General features: G+C 69.0%; 13 protein-coding genes. 11 read left to right on the top strand and 2 right to left on the bottom strand.

What is annotated here, in order from left to right; translation table 11 throughout:
* Positions 1-120 precede the first annotated feature (120 nt).
* Both D5R93_RS13710 and D5R93_RS01025 read right to left on the bottom strand, forming a co-directional pair.
* Positions 121-519, bottom strand: coding sequence for a DUF4143 domain-containing protein (locus tag D5R93_RS13710; RefSeq protein ID WP_243107003.1), 399 nt, complete (start codon positions 517-519; stop codon positions 121-123).
* Positions 414-1451: an ATP-binding protein gene (locus D5R93_RS01025; protein WP_243106863.1), complete on the bottom strand. Its 1038-nt coding sequence runs from the start codon at positions 1449-1451 to the stop codon at positions 414-416. Before D5R93_RS01025 ends, D5R93_RS13710 begins: the two co-directional genes overlap by 106 nt.
* Positions 1452-1833: 382 nt before the next feature.
* Here D5R93_RS01025 and D5R93_RS01020 point away from each other — a divergent pair, with 382 nt between their 5' ends.
* The 11 genes from D5R93_RS01020 (at position 1834) to D5R93_RS00970 (ending at position 12414) form a co-directional block, all read left to right on the top strand.
* Positions 1834-3528 carry a type I-U CRISPR-associated helicase/endonuclease Cas3 gene (locus D5R93_RS01020; protein ID WP_162933745.1) on the top strand — a complete coding sequence of 565 codons (1695 nt, stop codon included), beginning with the start codon at positions 1834-1836 and terminating at the stop codon, positions 3526-3528.
* Positions 3464-4207: a hypothetical protein gene (locus tag D5R93_RS01015; protein WP_120203256.1), complete on the top strand. Its 744-nt coding sequence runs from the start codon at positions 3464-3466 to the stop codon at positions 4205-4207. The genes D5R93_RS01020 and D5R93_RS01015 overlap by 65 nt, the downstream gene beginning before the upstream one ends.
* The gene (locus D5R93_RS01010; RefSeq protein ID WP_120203254.1) at positions 4195-4524 is read left to right on the top strand and encodes a hypothetical protein; all 330 of its coding nucleotides are present in this window, start codon (positions 4195-4197) and stop codon (positions 4522-4524) included. The genes D5R93_RS01015 and D5R93_RS01010 overlap by 13 nt, the downstream gene beginning before the upstream one ends.
* Complete coding sequence (locus D5R93_RS01005) at positions 4514-5539, top strand: hypothetical protein (RefSeq protein ID WP_205570070.1); 1026 nt, start codon at positions 4514-4516, stop codon at positions 5537-5539. Before D5R93_RS01010 ends, D5R93_RS01005 begins: the two co-directional genes overlap by 11 nt.
* The gene (locus D5R93_RS01000) at positions 5532-6104 is read left to right on the top strand and encodes a type I-E CRISPR-associated protein Cas6/Cse3/CasE (RefSeq protein WP_119836729.1); all 573 of its coding nucleotides are present in this window, start codon (positions 5532-5534) and stop codon (positions 6102-6104) included. The genes D5R93_RS01005 and D5R93_RS01000 overlap by 8 nt, the downstream gene beginning before the upstream one ends.
* Before the next feature lie 145 nt (positions 6105-6249).
* Positions 6250-7506, top strand: a complete 1257-nt coding sequence (gene cas7g / locus D5R93_RS00995) for a type I-G CRISPR-associated RAMP protein Csb1/Cas7g (protein ID WP_120203251.1) — start codon at positions 6250-6252, stop codon at positions 7504-7506.
* Complete coding sequence (gene csb2 / locus D5R93_RS00990; protein WP_120203249.1) at positions 7503-8858, top strand: type I-G CRISPR-associated protein Csb2; 1356 nt, start codon at positions 7503-7505, stop codon at positions 8856-8858. Before cas7g ends, csb2 begins: the two co-directional genes overlap by 4 nt.
* A gap of 175 nt (positions 8859-9033) precedes the next feature.
* On the top strand, positions 9034-9807 hold the full coding sequence (locus D5R93_RS00985) for an Abi family protein (protein ID WP_120203246.1): 774 nt from the start codon (positions 9034-9036) through the stop codon (positions 9805-9807).
* 80 nt (positions 9808-9887) lie between these two features.
* Positions 9888-10160, top strand: coding sequence for a hypothetical protein (locus D5R93_RS00980; protein ID WP_119836733.1), 273 nt, complete (start codon positions 9888-9890; stop codon positions 10158-10160).
* A gap of 27 nt (positions 10161-10187) precedes the next feature.
* The gene (locus D5R93_RS00975) at positions 10188-10703 is read left to right on the top strand and encodes a hypothetical protein (RefSeq protein WP_120203242.1); all 516 of its coding nucleotides are present in this window, start codon (positions 10188-10190) and stop codon (positions 10701-10703) included.
* A 124-nt stretch (positions 10704-10827) separates the two neighbouring features.
* Positions 10828-12414: a bifunctional phosphatase PAP2/diacylglycerol kinase family protein gene (locus tag D5R93_RS00970; RefSeq protein WP_423243324.1), complete on the top strand. Its 1587-nt coding sequence runs from the start codon at positions 10828-10830 to the stop codon at positions 12412-12414.
* Positions 12415-12615: the final 201 nt, after the last annotated feature.

Genomic DNA, 12615 nt, shown 5'->3' with positions numbered 1-12615 from the left:
ACCCCGTACCCGCCTGTCCTGGCCAGAGCCTCTGGGGGCCGCTCTACCCCATCGAGCCTCAGCAGCCTTCCTCACAGGCCCGGGAGAGCAGCGCCAGCACTCCCAGAGCCACACCCCCTCTCACGGACCCAGCAGCGCGGCAGGGACAACGGCGACACCGTCCTCGTCCCGATAAGCATAGGTACCCGTGGTGATGACCACGGCGTCGGCCAGCGTCGGCCCCAGGCGTTCACGCAGCCACAACAGGTGCCTGGTGTCCCCACTGCGGGGGGCAGCAGTGGCCTTGACCTCAATGGCGACGACGCGCCGGTCGGGCCCCTCAACGATAAGGTCGACCTCCTGCGCCCCTCCCTTGGTGCGCAGGTGGCTGACCTTGGCGTCGGCCAGGCTCGCATAGACCTGGATGCTCTGGGTCACCAGGGACTCGTAGAGAGGGCCGAGCAGCCGCTGGCGCCTGGGAACACCTGAGGGGACGTCCTGCACCTTGTAGCCCACGCCGAGCAAGCCGGCGCTTCCGATGTTGAGAAGCCGAGCGGCCAGCGCAGGATCGCACAGGTGGTGCTTGTCACTCCGGTTGACCGGGCCAGCCCGCCCTGGCCCGGCGTCCACCCCGGCACCGGGTCGAGGATCCACATGGCTTCCAGAAGGTCCCGGTACTGACGGGTCGTGGACTGAGCGGGAACACTGCCCAGTACCCGGGACGTGTTCCTGCTAAGGCTGTCGTAGGTAGTGGGGGTGGACACCGCGGCGGCGTAGGCTCGTAACCAGTCCAGGAGGGTGCGGGCACGGCGAGCGGCACGTGTGCGCCGGGTAGCGCGAGCAGGCCGAAGGGACTCCTCAGCAAGGTCGTGCCGGACGGTCTGCTCAATATAGGCGTCAAGCTGAGCCTCTCGTGCCGCCCGCGGCAGATCTCGGATCCCCGGGAAACCGGAGCGCAGGATCTCCTCGACATAGCGCTCAAGGCCGACAGCGGTCCTGCCCTCAACGGCAGCCCTCCCCTCACCGACCAGCAGTGCAGTCAGCGAGACCGTGGGCTCGTCCAGCGTCCGCTCCGCCAGGCTGAGCGGGCGCATCCGGAGGGTGAGGATGCGCCCGGCGCCGGTGTGGACAGGCGATGTGGCGGGTGACGCCAAGCCGGTCAGGATGAAGCGGCCGGGAGTCAGGTCGCTGTCGACTGCCCGGCGCACGCGGTCCCAGACCTCAGGCAGACGCTGCCACTCGTCAAGGACCACTGGCGGCTCAAGCCCCTCGACGAACCGTGCCCCCAGGCGGGCCAGCTGCTCACGCTCATCGGGGTCGTCGATAGCCACGAAGGTCCGCCCGTGCTGCCTAGCGGTCCAGGTCTTGCCCACACCACGTGCGCCCTCAATGCTGATCGCCGCAAGACCGCCCAGCAGCGCGCCCAGCCGACGGTCGACGAGGCGGGCATAGTGTGAGGACGGCACGGCCATACTCCAATCGTAGGCTCCAGGCTCCCGAGCGAAAGCCGGCAACCCCCAACCGAATCACTTTGGTCGGACTACCAGACTCACTTTGGTCCGCTTATCAGACTCGCTTTGGTCGGGTCAGTCACCCCTCTCGGTCACGCAGGTGAGGCCCATGCGTGGTCGCAGGGCGTCAGTGCAATGCGCAGTGCAATGCGTCTGACGCATGCCTGGTCCGTCAGCCAGGACCACGAGTCGACACACCATCACCCAATAAATACGTTATTTATTGTACGTATATCTGCAACGAGACCGCTGCCGCCCTCGTAGGGTGGCTGTACGCCCTCGCGGCCGACGCCGCCTCGGCACGGACGCAACAGCGCCCTCGAAAGGTGCCCTGCGCCTGCACGTGGCGACCGTGCGTCGCGTGATCGTCGATGACACCGCCCGCTGTGCCGAGGAACTCGCAGAGCTCGTTAACGCGGCGACCACGGGCGCACTGGCAGAGATGGCCGCCTCCTTGCGCAACGGGCTCAGCCTGGAGCCCCGGGAGCCGGTACTGGAGGTGCGCCGCCTGCGGGGCGGTCTCGGCCCTGAGAACGGCCCCACCGAGCACACCCGCTACCCCAGCCGCCCGGCGATCGTCGTGGGCACTCTTGACATGCTGTGCTCCCGCCTGCTGTTCCGGGGCTACCAGCTCCCACCCCGACGCCGCAGCATTGACGCCGCCCTGACGGGGGCCGACTCCTGGTGGGTGCTTGATGAGGCACACCTCGCCTCACAGGCCCAGGCCACCCTGGACGTCCTGCGCACCCACGAGTCGGCGCTCGAGGGGCGGTTCAGCGGGACCGTCCCCGGCCTGCAGGTCATGGCCATGACTGCTACCCCGGGCTCCTCCGCCCCCGCCAGCGCTGCCGCAGCAGCAGGTCATGACGTCCTCACCTGGGACGCGGGCGAGGAGGAGCGGCGCGACCCGGGCCTGGCACGTCGCAGGGCCGCACGCGCAGCCGTGCCCGTGACGTTGCGGGCTGAGAAGGGGAGCAGCGCCGACGGCCTGGCCGATGCAGCCAGGCAGCTGGTTCCCAGCCTGACCACGGGGCAGTCTGTCGTCGTCTTCTGCACCACGGTTGCCACCGCGAAGAAAGTGCGGACCACGCTGGGCAGGACACTAGGCACAGCAGCACCGGACAAGAAGACGCGGACCGCGCCGAGCACGTCCCACGCCGAGCATGACGTCGACCTGGAACTGCTCATCGGGGGCATGCCCGAGCGCCTGACCGGGCAGGTCACCGAGCGGCTCGCCCCCTACCGGACCGGCAGCCGACGCCGGGAGCAGGCGCCACCCACCGTCATCGTCGCGACCTCCACGCTCGAGGTCGGCGCGGACCTGGACCTCACCCACCTGGTGACCGAGGCCTGCAGCGCCGACTCCCTCATCCAGCGCCTCGGCCGTGTCAACCGGGTCGGCGCCCGCGAGGACGGGTCAGTGACCATCGTCCATACACCAGGAAAACCCGACCCCGTCCACGGTGCCGCCGCCGAGGCCGTCATCGACGCCATCAAGGACGCGGGCACGCTCGGCGAGGTGGCCACCCTGCTGAGGCAGGCGCCGGATCCCGCCGCGCTGCACCGCCCCCAGCAGGTGCCCACCCTCCTGCCCCCTCCGTCCTGGCCGCGTACCTGCGCACCGCGGGCTCACGCAACGACCCTCCGGTGGCTCCGTGGATCCACGAGATCGCCGACCCCGCGCCGAGGTGACGGTGGTTGTGCGCCATGGCGTCGCCCTCATGGACAGGACGGAGGGAGAGGCGCTGCTGGAGGACCTGGAGCTCGCGCCGCCGGACCTGCGTGCCGAGGGGTGGACCATCCGTCTTGCCGACCTGCCCGACCTGGTGGGCGAGCTCGGGACGTCGCCCTTCGTCCTCCTGGATCCGGCCTCATCCTCCCCCCGTGTGCTCCACGGCACCCAGGATGCCCGCTTCGTCACCTCTGGCAGCGTCGTGGTCATCGACGCGAACGCTGCTCCCAAGGCGCTCGGCGTGGGCAGCACCGACAAGAAGCTGGACCTGTCCCAACGTCACCTCCTGCCTCAGGCCACCCTTGAGGAGGTCAGCATGCGGCTGGAACAGCTGGCCAGGCGGGCAGGATCCGAGGTCACCGGACCGACGACGGCCGCCAGCCCCTCCGTGGTCCTCGCTGACCTCGCGGGACAGGCTGGACGTCTCCCTGACCACTCCACCGCTGTCGAGCAGGCCAGGGCCGAGGTGCTGCCCGAGCTCGCAGATGAGCTGAAGACACCCCCGGGGTGGCTCCTGGAGACCGAGGTGCTGGGCAAGAGCCTCGACCACCCGTGGCTGAGGATCTCCCTCATACGCCCACCTGAGAAGGAGCCACGCCCCCGGGCTGTCGCACTGGCTGGCCATAACGAGGCGGTCGGAGCCCTGGCAGAGCGGTGGGCACGTGCCATCGGCCTGCCTCCAGAGGTCGTGGAGGACGTCGCCCTGGCCGGACGCTGGCACGACGAGGGAAAGGGAGCGTCAGAGTCCTTTCAAGCCGCCCTGGCCATGCGGGAAGACATGGACGGCTGGCTGGTTCCCGCCGACTCGCAACCAACCAGGCCGCTCGCCAAGTCCGCGCTCCCCGTCGACTGTGGAGGCGCTCCACCCGGCTGGCGGGCGTACCCGATGCGTGGCGGCACGAGGCCGCCTCGACACGCCTGCTGGACGTGGCGATCCAGGCCGGAAGAGCCACCCCCCATGACGCCGACCTGGTGCGCCACCTGATCCTCACCCACCACGGGTTCTTCCGGGGCCCCGGCCCGGTGTGCCCGGAGTCCGGGACCCGCAGCGGCGCGGGCCCGGTCGCGCACGAGCCCTACCAGGATCCTGGCTCCACCCGGTGGAGGCGCCAGGTCACTGCCGTTCACCGTCTCAGCGCCCGGTACGGTCCCTACAGCCTCGCCCTGGCCGAGGCTGTGCTCCGGCTTGCGGACTGGGAGGTCTCCAGGAGGGAGCAGAGCGACACTGCCGCGCACGCGGCTCCACGGCACGACACACAAGACCCCAGCGCGTCCAGGAGGGAGCAGGCTGATGACCGCTGAGACCACCGAGAGCCCTGCACCCGGTAGGACTCATGGTTCCGCCCAGGACCAGGACGGACAGGACTGGGGCGACCACGTGCTGGCGGCCTTCTCAGGCCGTCGGGCCGACCACGTGCTGGCAGCCTGGGGCCTCACCTCGCTGCTTCCCGGAAGTACCGTGCACTTCGTGGGCACGTGGAAGGTCCCTGTGATCCGCCTGCAGGGCGGGCCCTCCCGGCTTGCCGAGACGGCCGGGAACGCCCTGGTGGAAACCACCTGGGACCTTGAGCGCCGGGCGCTGTGGTCAATCACGACGACCGTGCCGCCGCGCTCCGCGGCAAACAGGATGTCCACAAACGCCTGGAAAGAGAGCGTCCAGCGGGGCGCCCTGGTGGCCGCTGGTGTCCTCCAGGGAGTCGACATGTCTGCTGCCGCTGGGTCTCCCGGCAAGAAGGCGGACCTTCCGGTGCGGGCAGCCGACCTCACGCTGCTCAGCGGGAGGAGCTACACGGCCAAGTCGGTCCAGGACACCTGGGAGCTTCTAGGAGCCAGGACGGCTGAGCAGGCACACTCCCGTGCCACCACCGAGATCCGCCGCCTGCTGGACGGCGAGACCACCCTTGCCCAGGCCAAGCCTGGTCTGCGCTTCTCCGCCAACCAGCCGACTCCCCGGCTGACCAGCGGATCCGAGGAATGCGACGTCCTCCCCCTGGTGGACCTCCTGGCCTTCTGCGGCCAGCTCCTCCTCCAGCCCCGGCAGCACGCCGTCACTGGCAGACCTGACCGTTCCGAGCCCGAGGCGGCAAACAGCTCAGGCAAAGCCTTCTCCTGGGTCCTCAACCCTGTCCCGCTGGACATCGAGGCCGTCGTCGCCATCCATGAGAGCCCGCCGGAGAACCTTTCCTGGCCCAGATGGACCTCCCAGATCCGCTCCACCGAGGGCTCCGCGAAGATCAGCTTCCTGACGCACTCGCGACCTGAACCGTCGTCCACGAGGACCACGCCAACGGCCACACAAGGAGCAGACCGTGCCTGACCAGGTGATCACCCACGCTCTTGCCGACGCCCTGCCATCACTCGGCTCCCCCGACGGCGTCCACCGCCTGGCCATGTCACCCCTGCCTGACCTCGCGGGAGCCTCCCGCGCGATCCGGGCAGACCTCGGCATCCTGTACCGGGTGTCCCTGCCCACCGAGCACGGCGGGCAGAGCGGCAAGGTGGCGATCCGCTACCGGGCCCCGCTCACGATCACTGGCGCCGTAGCGGTCGAGGGGCCTGAGGACCTTGCGGTGGGACAGCGCTTCACGGTCCGACTCGTGGCGGAGAAGCGGCACGAGGACTCTGGCGGGCGCACCCACGCCCGCCCGGTCCGCGACGAGGAGGCTGAGAGCTGGTGCCAGGCGCTACTGCACCGCCACGGCATCAAGGCTGACGACCTCGTCGTGTCGCCTCGCTGGAAGGTCGGGCGGCCCGGCGCGAGGTCCTTCACGGTGCGGGACCTCACCGCCACGGTCACCGGGCTCACGGCCGACTGCACAGCCTTCACCCGGGGGCTCGGCCGGGGCAAGAGCTTTGGCTACGGCATGCCCCTAGTCCTATGAGGTGACGACCTGGCCCCAGGCAGCACCCGCACCCGCGTCCCGACCTGCCTGCTGACCGGGCTGGCCTGCCGCTCACCCCGGCACCCGCACCCCGCGTACCCACCTGTCCATACACGCACGCTGAGCCTCAGAGGAGGGCGAGACCATGACTACTCCATCTGCCGATCCCACCACGGCCGCCACCAAGGTCAGCGCGGACGAGTTCCGTCACCTGGTTGCAGAACTGGCCGCCGATACCAGCGTCGCTGGGATCACTCTGACCGGACGCTATGAGTCCCTCACCGGGCATACTGTGACGCCGCCCGCTGGGACTATTCGCCAGAAAGGTGAGGAAGTCGGCATCTTCCGTGGCCCAGAGGAGAACGGCTCACATGGCGAGACCATGGCTACCATCGACTCCTGGGGCTCGGTGGTCGCCCGGTGCGAGGCACTGCTCGCCGGGCCCTTCGGAGAGGGGTCGCTCGCTGACTACCTGGGTTTCCCACTGGTCGTCTTTGTCGATGACGAGGGCACGGTGCTGACCACTTCGGTAGAGCTCTCCCACCGTCAGGCTGACGCCACGTGGCGGCTGGCGCATGACGAGCTCATTGAGGCGGGGGTGGACTTTGACGCCATCCAGCAGGCGAGCCGCAAGGAGCCGACCGCCCTGCTTACCGGCTTCCCCACGGCTATCCCCTTCGGCTGGTGGCACTCACAGACCAAGCGGTCCCAGAAGGCGGCGGACAAGGCGAACGAGAAGTCTCGTTCCACAAAGAAGAACGGCTCCGAACTGGAAGAGGGAAGGGACAAGTATCTCGGCTACTACGCGATGAACCCGGCAGACTCCCGCTCAGCCCGCCTGTTCACCGCCGAGTTCCTGGCGCTGGGGGTAAAGGAGCGGCGACGTGCGGCCGCCAAGGTTGACGCCTTGTTCGCCGCAGTCAGTGAGGACACCAAGATCGGTGGCAACAAGCTGTCAACGGTGGGCCTGGGGTCTATTCCCCCCACCGACCTGACTACCAGCGCGAGCCGTCCCGGGCCGTACGACCTCACCTACCGTGCCATCGAGAGCCACGCCTTCTTCTCGCTGACCGGCCTGCGTACCTTCCGTTTCCTTCCTGATCCCGAGCCCGCACGGGTACTGACGGTCGCGCTGACCCTCCTGCTGTACAGCCTGCTGCAGCACAACCTCTCCCTGCGCGCTGGCACGGAACTGCGTCTGTGCAAGCCCGGGCTGGATGTCCAGGTGCAGCGGCACGGCGCGGCGCCTGAGGCGATCCGGCTGCCCGACGTCGACGAGCTGGCAGGGCTGGTCCGTGACCTCGGGGCGGAGGTGGGCTGGGAGGGGCCGCGAGTCGTCCGCATCGGCCACGACTCGCCGCTGGGCAAGATCATTCTCGCCGTTGACGGGCAGAAGTCATGACCAGCCTCACTGTGACGGCACGCTTCCCCACGGGGCAGTTCAACGCCCACGACGCTGAGGGGTGGCCTGAGTGGCCACCGGCCCCGGCACGGCTGGCGGCAGCCCTGCTAGCGGCGGCCCACTCCTCGGGCACCGGGGTCGACGTCGTCGAGAGGTTCTTTGCCGCTTCGCCGCCGCGGGTCACTGCTCCCGCTGCTGGCGCCCGCGACGTGAGGTACCGGCGGTGGGTACCTGTGAACAACGAGGTCAGCCTGGGCAGGACTGGGAAGAATGCAGGGAAGCCTGTTGGCATCGTGGACGCGAACAAGCGATTCGGCGAGAAGAGTGAGAAGGACTCGGAGCGGGGGATGCTAGTAGGCCGTGGCCACGACGACGTCGTACGGTGGTTCTTCGAGGACGCTCCTGTCGCAGGCGCTGACCTGGGTACGTTGACCGCAGTGGCTCGCGCCGTCACCTACCTGGGACGTCCAACATCACCGGTGCTGCTTGACGTCGTTGCTGGCGACGACAAGGCGCCCGGCAACCACGACCGGTGGGAACCGGACGAGGACGGTCCGCTCAGGCTGCGCGTGGCCACTATGGAGTACCTGGCTGCGCTTGACGCCAGGGAGGAGCGCAGGCGCCAGAGCCGCGTCACCGGCACCCATCCTGGGCTTGACGTGCGCCCCACGTGGGGGTATCGGCTGTACTGCTCCGAGGAAGGCACGTGGGCAGCAGGGCGTCCTAGGGGAAACCCAGTAGACGCTGCGCTCTACCGGTTCCCCGGCGGTCGCCTGGGGGGAGTGGCAGTGTACGCAGCCGACGCCGCCATGGTCGTTGACCAGATCCGGGAGCAGGTCCCAGAGTTGGTTTCAGTGCTGCCACTGTTCGGGTGGGTCTCCGGTAGTGGGCAGCGGGAGGTCCCGGTACTCCGAGGAGTCGCGGTCTGGGCGACGTCGGTCCCGCGCCCGCTCCAGCTCGCTGTCCGCAGCGGTGTCGTGGAGGCGCGACCCACCGAGCCGCGCGCGCTGTCCTCTCTCCCTCGTGTCGTGCGCGCAGCGACCCAGCCGTCCCACGAGTGGACGTCAGTGGTTCCGGTGACGGCCACCCGTGACGCCGTGGAGCGCAGCCTGAGTGATCTCACTGCTAGTCTCAGGACCCGGGTCTGCTGGGCTGGCCTGCATTCTGAGGCCAGGCCCGAGGTAGGAAGCGACGTGCACGAGCCCGACGTGGCGCGGCACGTGACGGTACGTTTTCGGGACACCGTTCCTGGACCGGTACTGCTCAACCACACCTGGATGGTGCCCGCAGGCGCGACAGGGTTGGCGGTGAATGCAAAACGGCCTCACCGTCGCACCGGATCCGCGTCATAACAGTGGTTCGCAAGTGCCAGCCCCGCGTGCGCGGGGGTAGAGGCTTCGCCATAGTGCGTCGCGGCTTATTACCCTCGCCAGCCCCGCGTGCGCGGGGGTAGAGGTATACTGGTGCCATCATGATCAGCCCGTTGCCGCCAGGCGCGGGCTGATTTTCCTTGTCCCAGGGAGGACCATGGCGGAGTACGCGAAGCCGTGGCTGTCCGTCGACGAGCAGATCGACCGGCGTCTGCGCATGCTCGTCATGGACGGCGTCGAGCGCATTGAGGTCGCCATCCGCATGCAGATCGGCTACGTGCTCGGTAGGAGGTCGCCCTTCGCCTACGAGGACCCGGACTGTTTCACCAAGGCCTTCACCGCCGAGGGCACCGACGTCCGGGACCCCGCACCGAGCAGGCACGTACAGTGGCTCCAGCGGGTCAACGAGAGGAAGAGCAGTTCCGACGAGCAGTTCGTCAAGCACTTCCAGCAGAAGTACGACAACCGGATGCCGGTCTGGGCGCTGACCGAGATCCTCGAGCTGGGTCACCTGTCCCTCCTCTACCGGGGCATGCGCCAGCAGGACGCTGAGGAGATCGCCCTGGCGCTCGGAGTCCCCACGAAGAAGGTCATGACCTGCTGGCTCGCGAGCCTGAACTACGTCCGCAACGTCGCGGACCACCACTCCCGCCTGTCCAACAGAAAGCTCCAGCACGCACCAGCCCGCCCCAAGGCCGGGCAGATCCCAGTCCTCGACCACCTGCGGGACAACCCGACAGCGAAAGGGGTCTTCGGGACCTACAACGCCCTCGCCGTCATCGCCTACCTACTGCGCTCCATCGACCCGGGTGCTGACTGGCCGAGGCACCTGGCCGCACTGATGCGGCAGTTCCCGACCTCGCACGCCCTGACAACCGCGTCACTGGGAGCCCCCAGCAACTGGGAGTCCCTCGACCTCTGGCAAGGCTAGACGACCCAAGCGATGACGCGCGGAGTCCGGGCAGGCCTGCCGCCTTCTAGACACCTACCTGTAGCCTGGCTGGGTGAGTCATGACAGTGACGGAGTCTTACGAGGCCGTCCTACGTGCCGTAGGCGCCTCCTCAACGGCAGGTGCCCTGCTGCGCACCCACCAGGCACACTCAGCAAGGCTGCTCCAGCTCCACACACGCATGCCACTGCTCCTGCCCGGGATCGACACCATCACCAGCCTGCTTACCTTCCTCGCCCGTGAGACACCGAGCCAGGCCCTCGACGTCCTCCTTGACCGCGCGAGCAGGGAGGCCCTCAGGGGCACCGAAGGAGTGCTCGCCGACGACCAGTAGACCATCAACGACGTCGCCAGGGTACTCATGGAGATCGAGGTGCTTCTCCAGGAGTGGGCACACGACCCGGACCGGGCCGTGCAGTGGCAGGACACGCTCGAGGAGGAGCGCCACCGCGTGTTCTGCTTCGGCAAGGTCCTCCAGCGGATCAAGCACCACCAGGGCGTGGACGACAACCTGGTCATGCCGCAGCGGGAAGAGTACCACGTCCACTCCATGATGCTGCACCCCGCCCCTCGCCACACCCAGGAAGTCGTCCTTATGGACCTGGTGTGGCAGACCAGCGAGGTGCTGATCCACCTGGAGCGCGTCAGGAACGCCGCTCTCACCCTGGCACTCTCTGACGACGCCCGGTTCGCCGTCGACCCGGACACCCCACCAGACGCCTGGCAGCGTCGTTCACCTCACGTGTGGCCGGGCGGCGTCGTAGGCCAGGGCCATGGCCGCGCTACTGACCACGAGCAGCACGGCGTGCTCACCCCTCCGGGCGAGCCGCCCCCACCCACCCCGCGTCCTCTTCTCCCCAGCCGCCACCGCCGCTAAGGTGCTGCTCGTAGGATCTTCTCTCGGCGAGTCCCAGGAGGTTGCTGTGGCCAGCAGGCCCTCGGAGCAGGCACGCCACCGGTCCCGTAGCCAGGAGCAGCGCCTGAGCGGACCCGGCCCCAGCATCAGCCCCACCCGCGGCCGCCTGGAGAGCGTCCTCGCTATCGGCTTTGCCCTGGCCTTCCTCGCGTGGACCCGCCTTCTGCACTCCGCAGCGCTCACCGGCCTGGACCAGGCCCTCCACCCCCCGGACATCGGCTCACGCTCGGCTGTCGGACAGGTCGCCGAGGCCCTCGCCCTGGTCACGCACCCGGTCGCCGTGCTCATCGGCACCACGGTCCTCGGTATTGTGTCCTACAAGAACCGGATGAGGCGCCTCAGCCTGGCCCTGGGGGTGGCCGCCCTGGGCATCCCTCTCCAGCAGGTCATTGCCTGGCGCCTGGACCGCCCCGCCCCGGCGTCGTTCTTCGCCGACTCGATCTCCGCCCTCGGCGGCGCCTACCCGGCAGGCCACGTCACGGCCACCACCCTGGGCGCCTGGGTCCTGGTCACCCTCGCACGGGCACACCGGCGGGGCTCGTCCAGGGTACTGGTCGGTACCGTCGTGGGCTACACGGTAGTCTGCCTGGCTGCCGCCGGGCAGTGGGTCATGGGACTGGCCACCGCCTCCGACGTCGTCGGCGGGTTCCTCCTGGGGGCGACAGTAGCCAACACAGCGCTGTGGGCGGGAGGTATCGACTCCATCGTGGCCGCCTGGGCGCGCCGGGGCCTGCCTCGGGGCAGCACCGGCAAGCGTGCCGCCCTCATCTACAACCCCACCAAGTTTGACGACCTGTCCCTGCTGCGTCGCCGTGTGGAGGCCGACGTGCTCAACGCAGGGTGGCTGCCCACCCTGTGGCTGGAGACCAGCCCCGACGACCCCGGCCGGGAGATGACCCGCCGCGCGCTGGACGCCGGGGTGGACCTGGTCATGGTGGCCGGGGGTGACGGCACCGTACGGGCCGTCAGCGCCGAGCTCGCGGAGGCGGCAGCACCACCACCCATGGCGCTCATCCCCGCAGGTACCGGCAACCTCCTGGCCCGCAACCTCGCCGTCCCCCTGGACACCGACCAGGCCCTGCAGCTGGCTCTGCACGGCCAGCCCCGTCCGATCGACGTCGTGCACTGCCGACACGACGGCGGGGCGCAGCGCTTCGTAGTCATGGCAGGCGTGGGCCTGGATGCGCGGATCATGGGGGACGTGGACGAGCACCTCAAGAGAGTCATCCGCTCCGGGGCATATGCGCTGGCAGCGGTCCACAACGCCTTCCCCGCCCCGTTTACCGCCACCGTGACCCTCGACGACGGCGAGCCCACCCAGCAGCAGGCAGTCATGGCCCTGGTAGGTAACGTGGGGACAATCACGGGAGGGATCGCCCTGTTTCCCGACGCCCAGCCTGATGACGGGTACGTAGACCTGCTGCTAGCCAACCCCGACAGGGTCACTGACTGGGCCAGGCTGGGGGCACAGTCCCTCACCGGCCAGTACACCGGGCAGAACGTGAAGGGATTCACCTTCGCTCAGGCCAGGCGGATCACCATCGAGACCGTGGAACCCGTGGCCTTCGAGCTGGACGGCGACACCACCGAGCCGACCCGCACCCTGAGAGCCACCGTCGAGCCCGGGGCACTGCGCGTCGTCGCACCCGCCCGGTCGGCACCGACCCGCTGAGCCGCCCCGGTACCCCGGCCATACCGGGGACCCCACTCGTCACCAACGGCACCGCCAGCGTACAGCCCCGCGGCGTGCAGCCCCGCGGCGTGGCTCCACACCTCGACCCTGACCGTGAGCAGACAGCCACGCCATCACTACCGGGTCTGCCCTAGACTGGCGCGGGTCGCGGCAGCCTGGCCGTACCACCACGGTGCCAGG

It is taken from the genome of Actinomyces lilanjuaniae (assembly GCF_003606385.1).
GTDB lineage: Bacteria > Actinomycetota > Actinomycetes > Actinomycetales > Actinomycetaceae > Actinomyces > Actinomyces lilanjuaniae.
This window is presented reverse-complemented; position numbering and strand designations above follow the sequence as displayed.

Coding starts and splice junctions, on each gene's coding strand:
- D5R93_RS01025 (WP_243106863.1), bottom strand. CDS start 1,451: ATGGCCGTGCCGTCCTCACACTATGCCCGCCTCGTCGACCGTCGGCTG.
- D5R93_RS01005 (WP_205570070.1), top strand. CDS start 4,514: ATGACCGCTGAGACCACCGAGAGCCCTGCACCCGGTAGGACTCATGGT.
- D5R93_RS00985 (WP_120203246.1), top strand. CDS start 9,034: ATGGCGGAGTACGCGAAGCCGTGGCTGTCCGTCGACGAGCAGATCGAC.
- csb2 (WP_120203249.1), top strand. CDS start 7,503: ATGACCAGCCTCACTGTGACGGCACGCTTCCCCACGGGGCAGTTCAAC.
- cas7g (WP_120203251.1), top strand. CDS start 6,250: ATGACTACTCCATCTGCCGATCCCACCACGGCCGCCACCAAGGTCAGC.
- D5R93_RS00975 (WP_120203242.1), top strand. CDS start 10,188: ATGGAGATCGAGGTGCTTCTCCAGGAGTGGGCACACGACCCGGACCGG.
- D5R93_RS00980 (WP_119836733.1), top strand. CDS start 9,888: ATGACAGTGACGGAGTCTTACGAGGCCGTCCTACGTGCCGTAGGCGCC.